Raw genomic sequence first — 17,356 nt, forward strand, 5'->3', positions numbered from 1 at the left:
CGATTGTCTGTTTTTTGAACCATGCACAAACGGAAGGCAGCGAGCAAGATTGAAGTTATGCCTCGGCTCCGGCGATGCCGAATATCCCCGAGGGATCAGCCTGGTAGGGAGCACTCACGCCGTCCGCTGAACCGAGGTCCCGCTCGTGCAGGACCCGGTCGCGTCCGTCGCTCTTGGCAAGGTAGAGTGCCTTATCGGCCAGCGCATAAACCCATTCCGGCCGCCGTCCCGGGAGAAATTCCGCAACGCCGGCCGACATGGTCACGGAAAGCTCGACATCGTCACAGATGAAACGACCCGCAGCGACTTTGCTGCGCGCTCGCTCCACCAGCGCAAGCCGCTCGGCGCTTTCGCCGCCCTTGAGTATGACACCGAATTCCTCGCCACCCAGCCGCGCCACGAGATGGTGATCTGAAAATACCTGGCGCAAGACCCCCGAGATTTCCTGGATGACCAGATCTCCGACATGATGTCCAAAACGGTCGTTGATCGACTTGAACCGGTCGATGTCGATGATGGCGAGAGAGGCTTCCCCCGAGACATGCGCAAATGCATCATTGAACGCTCGGCGATTGGCGAGACCGGAAAGCGTATCCGTGCGGCTCAGGCGCTCGAACTCGGCGCGCGATTGCGTGAGATCGCGGATGACAAGGCCGGCGACGAAGGCAAAGGCACCGGAAAACGCACCGCCGAACAGCCAGGAGAAGGCCACCGTGATCTTGATCGCCTCTTCGACCGGCATGGTCAAGAAGCCGAGGCCATAGAGCAAGGGCAGGGTTGCGAGGCTAAGTCCACTGGCAAGGATCACCGCCCGGCAGCTGATCGACAGCGCGAACCCGACGATCGCCTTCTGGTTGTCGAAACTGCCCAGATCGATTTGCCGCCACAGCCACGTCCTGATGAAATCCACCAGATGCTCCTTCATGAAGATATACATGGATTAGGGAGCAATTCTTCCCCAATCTCTAATGAAGTCTGTCGAAATTGAACGACCTGCAAAATGAAAGAACAACAACCCAAAAAGGCCGAAAGCACAACCAGGGAATGCGGAAATCGACAAGACGCGTCGGCCAGATTTGCGTTTTCACAAATGCTGCCCCGATTTTCTAGGGGATTGGAATGGCTCAGGCCACGCGATGCCACAAGTCAGTCGAGTGATCTGTCTCAGAAATGCGCCGATTCGGGCGAATCGATTCGCGGAACAGACCAGTCGAGCAGTTGCGGGAGAGGCGTCCACCACCCGGTCGTGAGGCCGCCCTGGCGCAGCATGGCCGCGGTCCAGGTGTTGCAGCCGGCCAGCGCGTTGAACCCGCCACGCGCCTCGAAAAAGGCATCGTCCAGACCATAGGCAGCGCCTTCGATCACCAAGGGCAACCCACCGTCCCGCTGGAAGCTGTCACGGATCGCCGCGATCATCCGCCGCCGGCCCTCCGCCGAAACGGACAACACCCGAACCGTCTTATGACCCCGGTCGATCGGTCCGGCGACTTCGACATGCATCACCGACCGGTCAAGGGTCAGCGCCCGCAACACCGGCAGAGGTTTCAGATCGCCCCATGTCGGCGTCTCGATATAGAAGGACCGGCCACCCCAGCCGAACACCAGATAGTCGGCGCCGGGCATGCCGATCGGCAGGCCGGACGGGATGAGATCGGCAAAGGCGGTCCGCACCTCGTCGTCGAGCGGAAGCGCGATATCGGTATGGATCGGGTTGGAGAGCAGCAGGATTTCGCGCGTCTCTGTCGATCCGCCAAGCGATGGCCCCACCAGCGGCCGTGGGACGAAGGTCCCAAGGCCCAGCGCGAAAAGGACGAGCAGGAAACCCGCAGAGAGCGCGCGCAAAAGCCTTCGCATCAACGCAACTCCGACTTCGTGGCATGCGACAGCATTTGTGACAGACGGTCTTTCACGCAAGCCAAGTCAGCGTTGCCCTTGAGGGATGGTTGGCAAATACGGCTTCAACCAAAAGAAAACGAAAATTGACCGGATCACTCAATCGGTAAGATCGAGACGTTGTTCGATACGCTGGACCTTTTCCGTCAAACGATCGATCCTCAACCCCATCTCGGCGACACCGGTCGCATCCGTACTCTGGTCACGCCGAAGCCCGGCAAGGCCGATCTCAATCCGGGTCAGCCGATGCCCGTGGTCCATCAATGTGTCACGCAGGTCACGGATATCCGTTCGGATGGCCCGCAAATGCTCCAGCACAAGATTGTTCACGTCTTCAGCCATGGTGCCCACCGGTGGTCCATGGTGACAGTGTACACCAAACCGCGAAACCGGCAATCCAGCCGCCTGCGCCCGATCAGAACAGGAAATACCGCTGCGCCATCGGCAGCTTGGTCGCCGGTTCGCAGGTGAGCAGCTCGCCATCAGCCCGCACTTCATAGGTTTCCGGATCGACCTCGATATGCGGCGTCAGATCATTGTGGATCATCGACTTCTTCGAGATGCCGCCGCGCGTGTTCTTGACCGCGACCATCTGCTTGGCGGTGCCGAGCCGGTTGGCGAGCCCGCCATCCAGCGCCGCCTGGGAGACGAAGGTGACGGACGTATTGGTACGCGCCTTGCCGAAGGAGCCGAACATCGGCCGGTAATGCACCGGCTGCGGGGTCGGGATCGAGGCGTTCGGGTCGCCCATCGGAGCTGCCGCAATCATGCCGCCGAGCAGCACCATATCGGGCTTCACGCCGAAGAAAGCCGGGTTCCAGATGACGAGGTCGGCGCGCTTGCCGATTTCGACCGAGCCGATTTCGTGGGACAGACCGTGCGCGATGGCGGGGTTGATCGTGTATTTGGCGATGTAGCGCTTGACGCGGACATTGTCGTTGTCGCCTGTCTCGCTCGGCAGGCGCCCACGCTGGCGCTTCATCTTGTCCGCAGTCTGCCAGGTGCGGATCGCGACTTCACCGACGCGGCCCATGGCCTGGCTGTCGGACGAGATGATCGAAAAGGCACCGATATCGTGCAGGATGTCTTCGGCCGCGATGGTTTCCTTGCGGATGCGGCTTTCGGCAAAGGCAATATCCTCAGGGATCGAGGACGACAGGTGATGGCAGACCATCAGCATGTCGAGATGCTCGGCGATCGTGTTGACCGTGTAGGGCCGCGTCGGATTGGTCGACGACGGAATGACGTTCAGCTGGCCGCAGATCTTGATGATGTCGGGTGCATGGCCACCGCCCGCCCCTTCCGTGTGGAAGGCATGGATCGTGCGGCCCTTGATCGCGCCGACCGTATCCTCGACGAAGCCCGACTCGTTCAGCGTATCCGTGTGGATCATCACCTGAACGTCATACTGGTCGGCAACCGACAGGCAGCAGTCGATGGCACCGGGCGTGGTGCCCCAGTCCTCGTGCAGCTTGAGCGAAGTGGCGCCGGCCAGCACCATTTCCTCGAGCGCCCCCGGTAGCGAGGCATTGCCCTTGCCGGCAAAGGCGAGGTTCATCGGGAAAGCATCCGCCGCCTCGATCATCCGTGCGATGTGCCAGGGGCCGGGCGTGCAGGTGGTGGCGAGCGTGCCATGGGCGGGACCGGTGCCGCCGCCCAGCATGCAGGTGAGGCCGGACATCAGCGCCTCCTCGATCTGCTGAGGGCAGATGAAGTGGATATGGGCGTCCATGCCGCCGGCGGTGATGATCTTGCCTTCGCCGGCAATTGCTTCCGTGCCCGGACCGACGATGATGTCGACGCCGGGCTGGGTGTCCGGATTGCCGGCCTTGCCGATCGCAACGATCCGGCCATCCTTCAGGCCGATATCCGCCTTCACGATGCCCCAGTGGTCGAGGATCAGCGCATTGGTGATGACGGTATCGACGGCGCCGTCAGCCCGCGTGACCTGGCTTTGACCCATGCCATCCCGGATGACCTTGCCACCGCCGAACTTCACCTCTTCCCCATAGGTGGTGAAATCCTTCTCCACCTCGATGAACAGTTCCGTATCGGCAAGACGCACCTTGTCGCCCTTGGTCGGACCGAACATTGAAGCATAGGCGGCGCGGGACATCTTGAAGGACATGGGCGTCAGGCTCCTTGGGAGAGGGAGGAAGCAAAGAGGGGTTGCAGCCGCATCACGCGGCCGCTGGCGATGTAACGATCGACCAGACGACGCTCGGCGTCGAAGGGATGACCATCCCAGCCGGCATGGCCGAAACCGGCAAGGATGATCGTGTCATCGGCATGGGCAGGATCGGAGAGCAGCGCCTCGATCACCACCAGGCCACTGGACGGCACGACGTAAGGCTCGGCGTCGAGCGCAAGGAGGGTCTCGTCCAGCGCCTCGTGCACGTCACGATGGATGATCCTGTGGCGCTTGCCATTTGCATGGGCAAAGGTTGCGAAGCCGTCGGTGTAATCATCGCAGAAATCGTCGAGTTCGGGATGGCTGATGGCAAGCGCCGGCTTGAGGTCGGCAAACTTCTGGGGATCGCGCACCGACCAGATCTCCGCCGTGCGGCGCACGGCTTCGCTGTCGCGCCAGTTCGGATCGGCGAGCATCTGAGCCCCCGGACGGCCGGTGTTGCAGACAGCGACGATATCCGTCTTGCGCCCCGCCGCGCCGAAATTGCGGCTGCCGTTGAATCGGATGACGAGATCCGCCGCATCGATGAGCGAGGCCACTCCTTCGTCCACCGGTCCATTGCCGACAATCATGACCTGCCGTGCCTGAGCCATCGCGTCACACCCTCAATAGAGCCCGACCAATGATTTCAGCTCTTCCGTCCGGCGCTTCGTCAGCTCCGCCAGACAGGAAGAGATCATCAACGGCTGCATCGAACCACCTTCAACCGAGTAACCTTCGACATCGCAGGCGGCGTCGCGATAGGCGAGCCAGGCGCGCTGCGAAACCAGAAGCCGCTTGGCCGCTCCATTGTCTCCTGAGGGGGGCGTCGCCTTGTCCCATGCGAGCATGGCGGCGCGCGTCTCGGCCCATTGGGCATTCATCGCGGCATCGGCTTTTCGATAGTCCTCGGCCGCACACTGGTTCATGTCGGCCTGAGTCTGGGCATTGTTGCAGTCGACGTCCCGCACGTCCTCACCCGAGGCCGGCGCGTCTTGCAGCAATACGCAGCCGCACAGCATCAGGATCACGCCCCAGTTCATCGCACGCACCATGACCATCCCCTCCGGCCAGCCATGTCAGAGGCCGCCCATGACCTGCTGGCGGAATCCATAGACTTCGCGTTTGCCCGACAGCGGGATCAGCGTCACCTGCCGAGTCTGACCGGGTTCGAAGCGCACAGCCGTGCCCGCCGGGATATCGAGCCGCATGCCGCGCGCCTGTTCGCGCTCGAAGATCAGCCCGGCATTGGTCTCGTAGAAATGATAGTGGCTGCCGACCTGCACCGGACGGTCACCGCTGTTGGACACCTCGATCGTCACCGTCGGAAGGCCGGCATTCAGTTCGATTTCGCCTGCGGCTGCAATGATTTCACCGGGGATCATGAATCGCTCCTTCAGCGGGTTCAAGCGGCGCGCGAGGGCTGGCAGCCCTCGGCTTTGAGGATGCGTTTGGTGGAGGCAGGATTGTTGGCGAGCTTGCCGGCGGGCCGGATCGGCCGGCGCACCAGTTCACCGCCGCAGTTCGGGCAGATGCCGGCAAGCGTGGTCTCCGCGCAGTCGGCGCAATAGGTGCATTCGAAACTGCAGATCATCGCCAGGCTCTCCGGCGGCAGATCCTTGTCGCAGCACTCGCAGTTCGGCCGAAGTTCCAGCGCCATGATCTCAGTCCTCAGCGGATCGGTTCGTGTACGGTCACGAGCTTCGTCCCGTCCGGGAACGTCGCCTCGACCTGCACGTCGTGGATCATCTCGGCGATGCCCTCCATCACCTGGTCCCGGGTGATGACATGGGCGCCCGCCTCCATCAGATCGGCGACGCTGCGGCCGTCGCGCGCGCCTTCAACGACGAAATCGGAAATGAGCGCGATCGCTTCCGGATAGTTGAGCTTGACGCCCCGCTCCAGCCGGCGCCGCGCAACGATGGCGGCCATGGCGATCAGCAGTTTGTCCTTTTCCCGTGGCGTCAGGTTCATGCGTGCTCCAATCAGGTGTCGTCAGAGAGTCCAGACTTTTGGCACAGACGCGCCCCCGCGCAAGGCCGAAATGATCGGGATGAGGATTTTTCGCAAGGCAAAGCCGTCACTGGCCGAGACACGGGCAACAAGCTTGCCTTGCCAATAACTTACGCCGCCCATTTCTTCACCAATCAGCTCACGAATTGGGCTGACCAGCCCTTCCGCACGGGGACTGACATGAATGAGCGTCGCAAAGGCGACCCGGCCCGACAGCACGCCCGGATGAGCGGTCAGGCCGGCGACATCACCTTCGAGTTTGAGGTCTTCGGCATGCAGCAAACGCCCCTCGCGGCGGATGCGCCAGCGATCGCGCACGAGCCCGGTACTCATCGCCTCGCCCATGGCCTTGCGGCCGAGAAGGATCGCCTCGACGGCCAGGAATTCGGCGTCCTCAGCGAGATCGACTTCAAGCCGTCGGGTGAGAGAAGCGTTGTCGAAGAGAATGCTTTCCTGCGGCAGCCAGTGGAATTTGGCGCCTGCTCCCACCTCGATTCGGCTGGTGATCTGGCCGGTGCCGGCAGAGGCCTTGTAGATCTTCTCGCAGGCCTGTGTTGTCGCGGTGACGAAGCAGCCGGGGCCGGCGCGAAAATGCCAGTCGAATTCGTCGCCGCCGGTAATGCCGCCCGCGGTGTTGATCGTCACCGCCTCGAGTTCGTCGGTAAAACTTTCGGGCAAGCGGATCTTCGCCGCCCCCTCCTGGAAAAGCTCGGCGATGCGCGTGCGCCCGCCGAGCGACTTGGTTACAAGTCGCCCGATACCACGGGCACGCTGTTGTCGTGTGTGCTGGCTTGTTTGCACGTTTTCCCCTGCCCGCCATTCTGTGTCGAGGCGGTTGTCTGTCCGTCCGTGCAGGACGCACCGACGGTATTTCCGGCCATCAAATCACCGCCGGATGTGCGGAAGAAGTCCCACATTCTGTCGGTCGCATCAACCTCGCGGATCGTCTTGTCTCCGCTCGATGCCAGCTGGAACAGCACGGAGCGGGCCGGCCAGGCATGGTCGGCATTGGCGATCACATAGGACATGACGCTGGTGCCGGCCCGGCAACCCATATAACGGGAGACATCGGCCGACGTCCCGGTCTCGGTTTGTGGCCGTGTCTCGCAACCGTTGAGCTCGGCCCAGCGGTTGAGCGCCACTTCGCCACCATAACGCCAATAGGCCTTGCCGCCGCCATCGAATGGGTTGACGTGATCCTTCATGCCCGAGAAGGCGATGATCGAGACGGGCCGGCTTGGCTGGCAGCTTTCGCGCCTTGGCCGCCATACGCCGTTCTCCTCGACCGGCGTGCCGGCACGAAGCCCCATGACAAAGCCGGCAGCGGCGAAATCGCCATATCCGTTGCAGATATATTGCGACAACATCCGTCCGCCCCCCGAATAACCCGAGGCATAGATCTTCGCCGTGTCGATGCAAAGCGTGTCCTTGGCGAGCTTCACCGCATCGCGGATGGCGAGCGATTCATCTGCCCCCTCGCCGGCCGTGACACCCGGCACGTTCCAGGCATGGGTATTGGGCAGCTCGCCCTTCAGGCTGCCGGCGAGCGCCATGACGACGAAACCCTCGCGCTCGGCGACTTCGTCCCAGTGGCTCCGCTTCAGCTGCACCGTGGGATTGCTGTTTGAGCCGTGGAAATCGAGGACCAGCGGGACCTTTTTCTTGCCCGAATAACTGGTCGGAATGACATAGACCGCCTCGCGCATCACGCCGCCAGACTGGAAGGTCAGGCTATGTTGGCCCGGCTGGACCGCAGTGCCACAGCTGGCAGCTTCGGCGGAAACTGCCGAAAGACCGAAGAGAAAAAGCCCCGCGACCGCACGAGCAAATACGCTCGCCCGAGCGCGGTGAGAGACCGTGCTGGATGTCATGGATGTGCCTTCTGTTTGCAGATGCGCGTTCAATACCACGCGTGTCCCCAGCATCAACCCGACTTCGCTAATAAATCATCAACCCTGTCTTGCAAAATCACACGGTCAGATGTCGGCGCGCCTCCGGCGTGTCCAGCGTTTCGGCCGCCCCCTGATGCACGATCTCGCCGCGATCCATGATGTAAACGTGATCGGCAAGCTCGCGGCAGAAATCGAGATACTGCTCAACGAGCAGGATCGCCATGCCTGAGGTATCGCGCAGGTAGCGGATCGCCCGGCCGATATCCTTGATGATCGACGGCTGGATGCCTTCCGTCGGCTCGTCCAGCACCAGGATCTTCGGCCGCGTCACCATGGCCCGCCCGATCGCGAGCTGCTGCTGCTGCCCGCCCGAGAGGTCACCGCCGCGCCGCGACAGCATGGAATCCAGAACCGGGAACAGGCTGAAGATGTCGTCGGGGATGTAGCGGTCCTTACGGTCGAGCGGTGCATAACCGGTTTCCAGGTTTTCCTTGACGGTCAGCAGCGGAAAGATCTCACGCCCCTGTGGCACATAACCGACCCCCGTCCGCGCCCGGTTGAACGGAGCCATGCCGTTGAGCTTGGTGCCATTGAAGGTGATCGTTCCGGCCGACACCGCATGCTGGCCGGTGATGGCGCGCAAGAGCGACGACTTCCCGACCCCGTTTCGCCCGAGCACGCAGGTGATCTTGCCCATCTCGGCATTGATCGACACGCCGCGCAGGGCCTGGGCGGCACCGTAGTGGAGATTGACGTTTTCGACTGTCAGCATGGGTTTGTCCCCCGAATGAGCAAGAAAAATACCCCCTCTGGCCTGCCGGCCATCTCCCCCACAAGGGGGGAGAGACCGGGACGATAGCTCCTGCCCCTATCTCCGAGCCCGAAGGCGGAGACAGCCCCTCCCCCTTGTGGGGAGGGGTTGGGGAGGGGAAAAAGCCTGGCCATCACCGCCCCAGATAGTTCTCGATGACCTTCTGGTCATTCGAGACGAAATCGATCGTTCCCTCGGCCAGCACCGAGCCTTCCGCCAGACACGTCACCTTCACCCCGAGATCCCGAATGAAGCCCATGTCGTGTTCGACCACGACCACGGAGCGGGTCTTGGCGATTTCCTTGAGGAGAATGGCCGTCTCAGCCGTCTCGGCATCGGTCATGCCAGCCACCGGCTCGTCGACCAGCAGAAGCTTCGGCTCCTGGGCGAGCAGCATGCCGATCTCCAGCCACTGCTTCTGCCCATGGGAAAGATTGGCGGCCAGTTCATCCTTGCGATGGGTGAGCCGCACCGTCTCCAGGATCTCCTCGATGCGCGCCTTGTCCTCCGGTGACAGCCGGTAGAAGAGCGTTGCGAATACCCCTCGCTTGCGGTTGAGGGCCAGTTCCAGATTGTCCCAGACGGTGTGGCTTTCGAACACCGTCGGCTTCTGGAACTTGCGGCCGATGCCGAGCTGAGCGATCTCCGCCTCGTCCTTCTTCGTCAGGTCGACCTTGCCACCGTCGAAGAAGACGTCACCCGTATCAGGCCGCGTTTTGCCGGTGATGATGTCCATCATCGTCGTCTTGCCGGCGCCATTCGGGCCGATGATGGCCCTGAGTTCACCGGGTTCGACGATGAAGGAGAGCGAGTTCAGCGCCTTGAAACCGTCGAAGGAAACCGACACGCCGTTGAGATAGAGCAGGCTCGATGTTGTCTGGTCGCTCATGGTCTCACTCCGCAGCCACGGGGGTCGTTTCGGGTTTCACGTCGGTATTCGCCGCATCCTTGTCTGCCTCGCGGGCATAGTCCTTGCGCTTGGCCAAGTACGCCTGGACCGTGCCGACGATGCCCTTCGGCAGGAAGAGCGTGACGAAGATGAACAGTCCGCCCAGGGCAAACAGCCAGAGATCGGGGAAGGCACCGGTAAAATAGCTCTTGCCGAGGTTCACGAGGATTGCCCCGATGATCGGCCCGATCAGCGTGCCGCGTCCACCGACGGCCGTCCACACGACGACTTCGATCGAGTTGGCCGGGGCAAATTCGCCCGGATTGATGATGCCGACTTGCGGTACGAAGAGCGCACCGGCGATGCCCGCCATCATCGCCGAGACGACGAAGGTGAAGAGTTTGATGTTCTCGACCCGGTAACCGAGAAAGCGCACGCGGCTTTCCGCATCGCGCACCCCGACAAGCACCTTGCCGAACTTCGAACGGGTGATGGCGGAGGCGAGGATCAGGCACAGCGCCAGAAACAGCGCCGAGAGCATGAAAAGCACGGCGCGCGTACCATCCGCCTGGACGTTGAAGCCGAGGATTTCCTTGTAGTCGGTGAGCCCGTTATTGCCGCCAAAGCCCATGTCGTTGCGGAAGAAGGCCAGGAGCAGCGCATAAGTCATCGCCTGGGTGATGATCGAAAGATAGACACCGTTGACGCGGGAGCGGAAAGCGAACCAGCCGAAGACGAAAGCGAGCAGGCCAGGCACCAGCAGCACCATGGCCATGGCGACGGGGAAATAATTCATTCCATGCCAGAACCAGGGCAGTTCCTTCCAGTTCAGGAAGACCATGAAGTCAGGCAAAATCGGGTCGCCATAGACGCCGCGGGAACCGATCTGGCGCATCAGATACATGCCCATCGCATAACCGCCGAGCGCGAAGAAGGCGCCATGGCCGAGCGAGAGAATGCCGCAATAGCCCCAGACGAGATCGAGTGCCAAGGCCAGGAGCGCATAGCAGAGATATTTGCCAAGCAGCGACACCACATAGGTTGGAACATGCAGTGCGCTGTCGGGCGGCGTCAGCAGGTTGAGTGCTGGCACCAGCAGGGCAAAGCCCAGGAGAACGCCGATGGCGATGACGATCTTGCCGTCGAGTGCGCGCAGGATGAAGCCGCTGATCATGCTTCCACCGCCCTTCCCTTGAGCGCGAAGAGCCCGCGCGGTCGTTTTTGAATGAAGAGAATGATCAGGACGAGCACGAGGATCTTGCCAAGCACAGCCCCAACCGAAGGTTCGAGGAACTTGTTAAGCACCCCGAGCGACAGCGCGCCGACGAAAGTGCCCCAGAGATTGCCGACGCCGCCGAACACCACCACCATGAAACTGTCGATGATGTAGGACTGGCCGAGATTGGGCGAGACATTGTCGATCTGGGACAGCGCCACCCCGGCGATCCCGGCAATCCCGGACCCGAGCGCAAAGGTGAAGGCGTCAACCCAGGGGGTGCGGATGCCCATGGACGAAGCCATGCGGCGGTTCTGCGTGACGGCACGCATCTGCAAGCCGAAGGACGAACGCTTCATCAAGGCCAGCAAGGCGAAGAAGATCGTGAGAGAAAATAGCACGATCCACAGCCGGTTCCAGGTGATCGAGAGGCCGCCGAGCGCAAACGAGCCGGACATCCAGGAGGGATTGCCGACTTCCTGGTTCGTCGGGCCGAAGATGGTGCGGATCGTCTGCTGCAGGATGAGCGAAATGCCCCAGGTGGCGAGCAGCGTCTCGAGCGGCCGGCCATAGAGAAAGCGGATGACGCCACGTTCGATGATCAGGCCTACTGCGGCCGTCACCAGGAAGGCGACGGGCAGCGCGATCGCCAGCGACCAGTCGAACAGTTCAGGATAGTTGGTGCGGATCACCTGCTGGACGACGAAGGTGGAATAGGCGCCGATCATCACCATCTCGCCATGCGCCATGTTGATGATGCCCATGACGCCGAAGGTGATGGCAAGGCCGATGGCCGCTAGCAACAGCACCGAACCGAGCGAGATGCCGTACCAGACGTTCTGCCCCATATCCCAGAACAGGAGCTGCCCCTCGATCTTGCTGATTGCCGCATCGAGATCCGGCTTCAGGCTGTCGTCGATGGTTGACGACACCGACATCAGGATGCCGATCGCCTCACGCCCGCCGAGCGACGCGACGGTGGCGATGGCGGCACGCTTGTCATCGGCGGATCGATCGGACGCAAGCACGGAGACGGCCCGCGCCTCTTCCATGCGCGCCTTGACTTCCGAGTCGGCCTCGGTGGCGAGCGCCGTCTCGATCAAGGCAAGATTTTCCGCACTCGGCGACTGCAACACCGCTTGGGCGGCGGCGAGGCGCACGCTGCGGTCAGGGCTCAAGAGCGTCAACCCGCCGAGTGCTGAGCGGATCGCTCGACGCAGGGAGTTGTTGACCTTGATCTTGGTGAAGGCGCCCTTCGGCTCCTCGCCGACCGTCTCGCCAGTCAAGGCATCAATGGCCGCGAGATTGCTACCGGCAGGTTTGGTGATGAAGACCTGGTTGTCCGACTTGCGGACATAGAGATCGCCCTCCGCAAAGGCTTCGAGAGCGGGAACGACGCGGGCGTCGGCGGTCGCCGCGATCTGCCCGAGAAGCTCTTCGGCCTGCTTGAAATTGGCTTTTCCGAGCGCGTTCAGGAGTTCGCGCGGATCGCTCTGCGCAAAGGAGGGCGCGGCGAAGGAAAGGAAGATGAAAAGCAGTGTGAGAATTCGATGTGTCATTGTGGCAGTCCCCCGTCGCTCACCAGGAAATCGGCGATTGCGGCTTGCTCCCTCTTCTCCCCCGCGGGGAGAAGTGCCGAGCGGATGCGAGGCGATGAGGGGGAGCCGCAAGGCTTCGCCTCCCCCTCATCCGGTCCTTCGGACCACCTTCTCCCCGAAGGGAGAAGGGGATTATCAGCTGCCCTTGCCGCCGCACTTGCCGGTTGCAACGTTGAAGTTGCCGCATTCCATCGGCTTGCGCCAATCGGAGATCAGGTCCTTGGAGTCGGGCAGGTAATCCGACCATTCGTCACCGACGACAGACGGGGTCTGCTGGACGATTTCGAACTGGCCGTCGGCCTGGATTTCGCCGATCAGGACCGGCTTGGTGATGTGGTGGTTCGGCATGACGGTCGAATAGCCACCCGACAGGTTCGGGACGGCAACGCCGATGATCGAGTCGAGAACGGCGTCGGTGTCGGTGGTTCCGGCAGCTTCGACGGCCTTAACCCAGGCGTTGAAGCCGATATAGGCGGCTTCCATCGGGTCGTTGGTCACGCGCTTGTCGTTCTTGGTGAAGGCATGCCAGGTCTTGATGAACTCGGCATTGACCGGGGCATCGACGGACTGGAAGTAGTTCCAGGCAGCGAGGTGACCGACGAGCGGGGCCGTGTCGAGGCCGGCGAGTTCTTCTTCACCGACGGAGAAGGCGACGACCGGAATGTCTTCAGCCTTGATGCCCTGGTTGCCGAGTTCCTTGTAGAACGGAACGTTCGCATCACCGTTGATGGTCGAGACGACGGCGGTCTTCTTGCCGGCAGAGCCGAACTTCTTGATGTCGGAAACGATGGTCTGCCAGTCGGAATGACCGAACGGCGTGTAGTTGATCATGATGTCTTCTTCGGCAACGCCCTTCGACATCAGATAGGCCTTGAGGATCTTGTTGGTCGTCTGCGGATAGACGTAGTCGGTACCGGCGAGAACCCAGCGCTCGACGCCTTCGTTTTCGGCCAGGTAGTCAACAGCCGGGATCGCCTGCTGGTTCGGAGCAGCACCGGTGTAGAAGATGTTGCGCGAGGATTCTTCACCCTCGTACTGGACCGGGTAGAAGAGGATCGAGTTCAGCTCTTCGAAGACCGGCAGGACGGACTTGCGCGACGACGAAGTCCAGCAACCGAAAACGGCAGCAACCTTGTCCTTGGAAATCAGTTCGCGGGCCTTTTCAGCAAACAGCGGCCAGTCGGAGGCCGGGTCGACCACGACGGCTTCGAGCTTCTTGCCGAGAACGCCACCCTTCTTGTTCTGCTCCTCGATGAGCATCAGCATGGCGTCTTTCAGCGTCGTTTCAGAGATCGCCATCGTGCCCGACAGCGAGTGGAGAACGCCGATCTTGATGGTGTCGTCTGCGGCAAACGCGCCGTGGAAGGCGGTTGTCGACAGCATGGCGCCGAGAAGCGCGCCTGTCAGTTTCATCTTCATGGACATTGTTGTGATCCCCTCTTCTTGGTCGCAACCGGTCGGTTAATGTCTGTTAACCGTTGCTGAGAGGGACTATCGGATGCCGCAGTGCAAAACCGTATACGTCGTTTGACGTAGGCCAGGGGGTAAAAGAGGGAAGAGGAGCCGTGCCACCTCGATCCAAGTCCACATCATGCCTATATCACTGCTGACCCGACAGGATGCGCAGCCCCTCTAAGCCGGCGCAACGCCCTCTTGGCTTGTCAGTGATCAAGGCGGCACTGTAGGATCGTACGGAAAAACGAAAGACGAAGCATGGATATCTCTCCCAGGCGGCTCGGTCTGAAGACCAGCACCGCCGAGGCACATCACGCGCTCGACACGATGATCGGGAGCTTCGACACCCTCACCTCCTACGCGCGTTATCTTGACGGCATGGCGCGCTTCCGGCTGCCGGTGGAAGCATGGCTTGCCAAGGCGCCGCCGCCCGCAGGCTTTGAGGACTGGCAACCCGGGCTGTACAGCGAGGAATTGCGGGCCGATCTTCGCGATCTCGGTTTGGATGAGCCCCTCGATCTACCAGAGTTTTTGCCGCCTGACGGCGCGGGGCAGATCGGACTTCTCTATGTTCTGGAAGGCTCAGCCCTCGGCGCCCGGCTTCTCGCCAAGCGGGCGGAAGCTCTGGGTTTTACTGACAGCAATGGGGCCCGTCATCTTTTTGCGCAGGCACGGAACTTTTCCAGTTGGCGCGCGTTCTCGACGCGTATGGAGAACGTGTGTGTGTACGACGATCGGGCAGCTGCAGCTTGGGCCGACACCGCTTTCGACTATGCCCGTAACGCCTTCGAAAGTGCCCTGAATGCCAACCGTGCCTACCGTCGACCTGTCGAATTGCGACCGTGAACCGATCCATATCCCTGGCAGCATCCAGCCCCATGGTTGCCTGCTTGCCTGCGACCCCGGCATCACCGTGGTCAACCGTTATTCCGCCAATGCCAACGCTATGCTCCGCGCCGAGGGCGCGCTGAAGGGTCGGCATATTGCCGACTTGCTCGGCGACGAAGCGACCCACGATCTGCGCAATGCCATCGCGCAGGCCCCGGATCCAAGCCGCCCCGCCGTCATAGCCCATCTGCGGCTGCCCAACGGCGATCATTTCGACATCGCCGTACACCGCCAGCACGACGGCGCCATCCTGGAATTCGAACCCTCCCTGCGCCGTACGCAACCGCTCCAATTGGCCCGCGAGATGATCGGCCGCGTCAAGGACATCGCCGACATCGATCTGTTGATCTCATCCTCGGCCCGATTGGTACGAACGGTCCTCGGCTATGACCGGGTCATGGTTTATCGCTTCGAGGAGGATGGATCCGGGAAAGTTGCAAGCGAAGCCAAGCGCCCGGATCTTGAAAGTTTCCTGGGCCAATACTTTCCGGCCACGGACATCCCCCAGCAGGCCCGCATCCTCTATATGCAAAACCCAATCCGTGTCATTTCAGACGCACGCGGTACCCGCGTCAGCCTGCTGCCGGAAGAAGACGAGATCAGTCTGCCGCTCGACCTCTCCTTCGCCCACCTGCGCAGCGTCTCCCCGATCCATTGCGAATATCTGCGCAACATGGGCGTGGCCGCGTCGATGTCGATCTCTCTCATCCTCGACGGCAAACTCTGGGGCCTCATTGCCTGCCATCACTATGCGCCGAAAACGCTCACCATGTCTGAGCGGATCGCAGCCGAAATGTTCGGCGAATTCTTCTCGTTGCATCTCCTTGCCCTGCGACAGAAGCGCAAACTCGACATCTCGACGGAAGCCCGCCGCGCGCTCGACCGCTTCCTCCAGTCGGCCTCGCATCAAACGGACGTCGATGAGATTTTGGCGAGCGCCCTGCCAGAATTTCAGAAGCTGTTGGCCTGCGATGGTGTCGGCCTCTGGATGAAGGACCGCTGGACCGCGATCGGCACCGTGCCGCCTTCCGGCGAGGAAGCAGAACTCGCGCGCTTCGTCGGCGAAACCTCCGATGGCCGCATTTTGGGCGACGAAGTCCCTGTCGACCGACTGTCCCGAAGCGGATTATCCCGAAATCGTCTCCGGCGTACTGGCCGTTCCCCTGTCGCAGATCCCGCGAGATTATCTGTTCTTTTTCCGCAAAGAGCGTTTGCAGACCTTGAACTGGGCCGGCAATCCGGAAAAGACCTACGATGTCGGCCCGCTCGGCGACCGGCTGACGCCGCGCAAGAGTTTTGCCATTTGGAAAGAGACGGTGCGTCACCAGGCAGAACCCTGGCAGGACGCAGACCTGGAGATCGCCGAGGCGATCCGGTCCGCCACCGTCGAGATCGTCCTGCATCACAACGAACTGATGCAGGAAGAGCGCAGCAAGGCGGATGTTCGTCAGCGGATGCTGAACGAGGAATTGAACCATCGCGTGAAGAACATCCTGGCCGTGATCAAGTCGCTGGTCGCAGCACCCGGACAGGACGAGGTACCGATCGACCACTATATCGGCTCCCTGCGGGGCCGCATCCATGCACTCTCCCATGCCCATGATCAGTTGACGCGTGGGGACGGTGGCGGTTCGCTATCCGATCTGCTGCAGGCGGAACTCCTGCCCTATCGCGGCGGTCTCGACACGCTGTCGCTGAAGGGCGGAGCCGTGACCCTTGACGCGCGCGCCCATGCCGTTGCCGCGCTCGTCATCCACGAACTTTGCACCAATGCCGCGAAGTATGGAGCCTTGTCTCGGACGGGGGGAACGCTATCCGTTGAATGGCAGCGGACGGCAGACGACGATTGCCTGATCCGCTGGCAGGAAAGCGGCGGCCCGACCGTCGGCCCGATCGGCCGTAAGGGCTTCGGCACGGCGCTCATCGAACGCAGCATTCCTTATGACCTTGGTGGTACCAGCCATCTGGATTATAAACCGGAAGGTCTGACCGCGGAATTCTGCATTCCCGGTCGATTTCTGAGTTGGGAGACTGCTGCAATTTCCCAAGAGCACCCGTCCGCTGAGACATCAGGCCCGACCGCAGAGAGCAAGCCGCTGCAACCCGGCCTGCCCGTGCTTCTGGTCGAGGATCAGGTGCTCATTGCCATGGACGCGGAGATGATGCTGGCCGATGCCGGGCTGGAGAACGTCGTGACGGCGAGTTCCAGCGCCGATGCTCTCAACCGGCTGAAGACCTTTACGCCCTCGATCGCCATTCTCGACATCAATCTCGGTCGCGACACCTCGGTGCCGGTTGCCGAGGAACTGTCCAGGCTGGGCATTCCCTTCGTGTTTGCCACGGGCTACGACGACCGCTCTATCGTGCCAGAAGGATTTGCCGATGTCCCGGTGGTTCGCAAACCGTACGATTCGGTGGCTTTGTTGAAAGCCCTGTCGGACCGCTTGCAGAGCGCCTAACCCCCCGACGCCACATTCCCCCTGGAAAGGCAGGGTTGCCGAACAGCGTCAACCCCGCTACGTTCCCTTTAT

The 17,356-nt window shown here is 61.7% G+C and carries 17 protein-coding genes and 1 pseudogene; 2 read left to right on the forward strand and 16 right to left on the reverse strand.

Features of this window, described 5'->3' with window-relative positions:
* Nucleotides 1-55: 55 nt before the first annotated feature.
* The 16 genes from ACT53S_RS10795 to urtA all read right to left on the reverse strand — a co-directional run bounded on the left by ACT53S_RS10795 (nt 56) and on the right by urtA (nt 13,907).
* A complete protein-coding gene (locus tag ACT53S_RS10795; RefSeq protein ID WP_476066977.1) occupies nt 56-910 on the reverse strand; it encodes a GGDEF domain-containing protein in 855 nt (284 codons plus the stop codon).
* 254 nt (nt 911-1,164) lie between these two features.
* Complete coding sequence (locus ACT53S_RS10800) at nt 1,165-1,854, reverse strand: TIGR02117 family protein (RefSeq protein ID WP_476066978.1); 690 nt, start codon at nt 1,852-1,854, stop codon at nt 1,165-1,167.
* Between the two features lie 138 nt (nt 1,855-1,992).
* Nucleotides 1,993-2,235 (reverse strand): hypothetical protein, encoded by a 243-nt coding sequence (locus tag ACT53S_RS10805; RefSeq protein ID WP_476066979.1) that lies wholly within the window; start codon nt 2,233-2,235, stop codon nt 1,993-1,995.
* A 73-nt stretch (nt 2,236-2,308) separates the two neighbouring features.
* On the reverse strand, nt 2,309-4,021 hold the full coding sequence (gene ureC / locus ACT53S_RS10810; protein ID WP_113379024.1) for an urease subunit alpha: 1,713 nt from the start codon (nt 4,019-4,021) through the stop codon (nt 2,309-2,311).
* A 5-nt stretch (nt 4,022-4,026) separates the two neighbouring features.
* The gene (locus ACT53S_RS10815; RefSeq protein ID WP_476066980.1) at nt 4,027-4,677 is read right to left on the reverse strand and encodes a Urease operon accessory protein; all 651 of its coding nucleotides are present in this window, start codon (nt 4,675-4,677) and stop codon (nt 4,027-4,029) included.
* 12 nt (nt 4,678-4,689) lie between these two features.
* Complete coding sequence (locus tag ACT53S_RS10820) at nt 4,690-5,118, reverse strand: lysozyme inhibitor LprI family protein (protein WP_476066981.1); 429 nt, start codon at nt 5,116-5,118, stop codon at nt 4,690-4,692.
* Between the two features lie 24 nt (nt 5,119-5,142).
* Nucleotides 5,143-5,448, reverse strand: coding sequence for an urease subunit beta (locus ACT53S_RS10825; RefSeq protein WP_476066982.1), 306 nt, complete (start codon nt 5,446-5,448; stop codon nt 5,143-5,145).
* Nucleotides 5,449-5,468: 20 nt separating this feature from the next.
* Nucleotides 5,469-5,723: a DUF1272 domain-containing protein gene (locus tag ACT53S_RS10830; protein WP_102018245.1), complete on the reverse strand. Its 255-nt coding sequence runs from the start codon at nt 5,721-5,723 to the stop codon at nt 5,469-5,471.
* A gap of 11 nt (nt 5,724-5,734) precedes the next feature.
* Entirely contained in the window at nt 5,735-6,037 is a 303-nt protein-coding gene (locus ACT53S_RS10835) for an urease subunit gamma (protein ID WP_062279689.1), read from the reverse strand.
* Between the two features lie 21 nt (nt 6,038-6,058).
* A complete protein-coding gene (locus tag ACT53S_RS10840; protein ID WP_476066983.1) occupies nt 6,059-6,877 on the reverse strand; it encodes an urease accessory protein UreD in 819 nt (272 codons plus the stop codon).
* Nucleotides 6,820-7,947 carry a CE1 family esterase gene (locus ACT53S_RS10845; protein ID WP_476066984.1) on the reverse strand — a complete coding sequence of 376 codons (1,128 nt, stop codon included), beginning with the start codon at nt 7,945-7,947 and terminating at the stop codon, nt 6,820-6,822. The genes ACT53S_RS10840 and ACT53S_RS10845 overlap by 58 nt, the downstream gene beginning before the upstream one ends.
* 97 nt (nt 7,948-8,044) lie before the next feature.
* Entirely contained in the window at nt 8,045-8,740 is a 696-nt protein-coding gene (gene urtE / locus ACT53S_RS10850; RefSeq protein ID WP_476066985.1) for an urea ABC transporter ATP-binding subunit UrtE, read from the reverse strand.
* 172 nt (nt 8,741-8,912) lie between these two features.
* Nucleotides 8,913-9,668, reverse strand: a complete 756-nt coding sequence (gene urtD / locus ACT53S_RS10855) for an urea ABC transporter ATP-binding protein UrtD (protein ID WP_476066986.1) — start codon at nt 9,666-9,668, stop codon at nt 8,913-8,915.
* A gap of 4 nt (nt 9,669-9,672) precedes the next feature.
* On the reverse strand, nt 9,673-10,842 hold the full coding sequence (urtC, locus tag ACT53S_RS10860) for an urea ABC transporter permease subunit UrtC (protein ID WP_142067709.1): 1,170 nt from the start codon (nt 10,840-10,842) through the stop codon (nt 9,673-9,675).
* On the reverse strand, nt 10,839-12,443 hold the full coding sequence (gene urtB / locus ACT53S_RS10865) for an urea ABC transporter permease subunit UrtB (protein ID WP_476066987.1): 1,605 nt from the start codon (nt 12,441-12,443) through the stop codon (nt 10,839-10,841). Before urtB ends, urtC begins: the two co-directional genes overlap by 4 nt.
* A 174-nt stretch (nt 12,444-12,617) precedes the next feature.
* Entirely contained in the window at nt 12,618-13,907 is a 1,290-nt protein-coding gene (urtA, locus tag ACT53S_RS10870; protein ID WP_476066988.1) for an urea ABC transporter substrate-binding protein, read from the reverse strand.
* Between the two features lie 288 nt (nt 13,908-14,195).
* On the opposite strand from urtA, the gene ACT53S_RS10875 reads away from it, so the two are divergent.
* Together ACT53S_RS10875 and ACT53S_RS10880 are read left to right on the forward strand one after the other, a co-directional pair.
* The gene (locus tag ACT53S_RS10875; RefSeq protein WP_476066989.1) at nt 14,196-14,783 is read left to right on the forward strand and encodes a biliverdin-producing heme oxygenase; all 588 of its coding nucleotides are present in this window, start codon (nt 14,196-14,198) and stop codon (nt 14,781-14,783) included.
* Nucleotides 14,740-17,284 (forward strand): annotated as a pseudogene (locus ACT53S_RS10880) (HWE histidine kinase domain-containing protein). Before ACT53S_RS10875 ends, ACT53S_RS10880 begins: the two are co-directional and overlap by 44 nt.
* Nucleotides 17,285-17,356: the final 72 nt, after the last annotated feature.

The sequence above is a fragment of the Allorhizobium sp. DMC15 genome (assembly GCF_056314065.1).

Coding starts and splice junctions, on each gene's coding strand:
- ACT53S_RS10825 (WP_476066982.1), bottom strand. CDS start 5,448: ATGATCCCCGGTGAAATCATTGCAGCCGCAGGCGAAATCGAACTGAAT.
- ACT53S_RS10805 (WP_476066979.1), bottom strand. CDS start 2,235: ATGGCTGAAGACGTGAACAATCTTGTGCTGGAGCATTTGCGGGCCATC.
- ACT53S_RS10845 (WP_476066984.1), bottom strand. CDS start 7,947: ATGACATCCAGCACGGTCTCTCACCGCGCTCGGGCGAGCGTATTTGCT.
- ACT53S_RS10835 (WP_062279689.1), bottom strand. CDS start 6,037: ATGAACCTGACGCCACGGGAAAAGGACAAACTGCTGATCGCCATGGCC.
- urtE (WP_476066985.1), bottom strand. CDS start 8,740: ATGCTGACAGTCGAAAACGTCAATCTCCACTACGGTGCCGCCCAGGCC.
- ACT53S_RS10875 (WP_476066989.1), top strand. CDS start 14,196: ATGGATATCTCTCCCAGGCGGCTCGGTCTGAAGACCAGCACCGCCGAG.
- ureC (WP_113379024.1), bottom strand. CDS start 4,021: ATGTCCTTCAAGATGTCCCGCGCCGCCTATGCTTCAATGTTCGGTCCG.
- ACT53S_RS10815 (WP_476066980.1), bottom strand. CDS start 4,677: ATGGCTCAGGCACGGCAGGTCATGATTGTCGGCAATGGACCGGTGGAC.
- urtA (WP_476066988.1), bottom strand. CDS start 13,907: ATGTCCATGAAGATGAAACTGACAGGCGCGCTTCTCGGCGCCATGCTG.
- urtB (WP_476066987.1), bottom strand. CDS start 12,443: ATGACACATCGAATTCTCACACTGCTTTTCATCTTCCTTTCCTTCGCC.
- ACT53S_RS10800 (WP_476066978.1), bottom strand. CDS start 1,854: ATGCGAAGGCTTTTGCGCGCGCTCTCTGCGGGTTTCCTGCTCGTCCTT.
- ACT53S_RS10830 (WP_102018245.1), bottom strand. CDS start 5,723: ATGGCGCTGGAACTTCGGCCGAACTGCGAGTGCTGCGACAAGGATCTG.
- urtC (WP_142067709.1), bottom strand. CDS start 10,842: ATGATCAGCGGCTTCATCCTGCGCGCACTCGACGGCAAGATCGTCATC.
- ACT53S_RS10820 (WP_476066981.1), bottom strand. CDS start 5,118: ATGGTGCGTGCGATGAACTGGGGCGTGATCCTGATGCTGTGCGGCTGC.
- urtD (WP_476066986.1), bottom strand. CDS start 9,668: ATGAGCGACCAGACAACATCGAGCCTGCTCTATCTCAACGGCGTGTCG.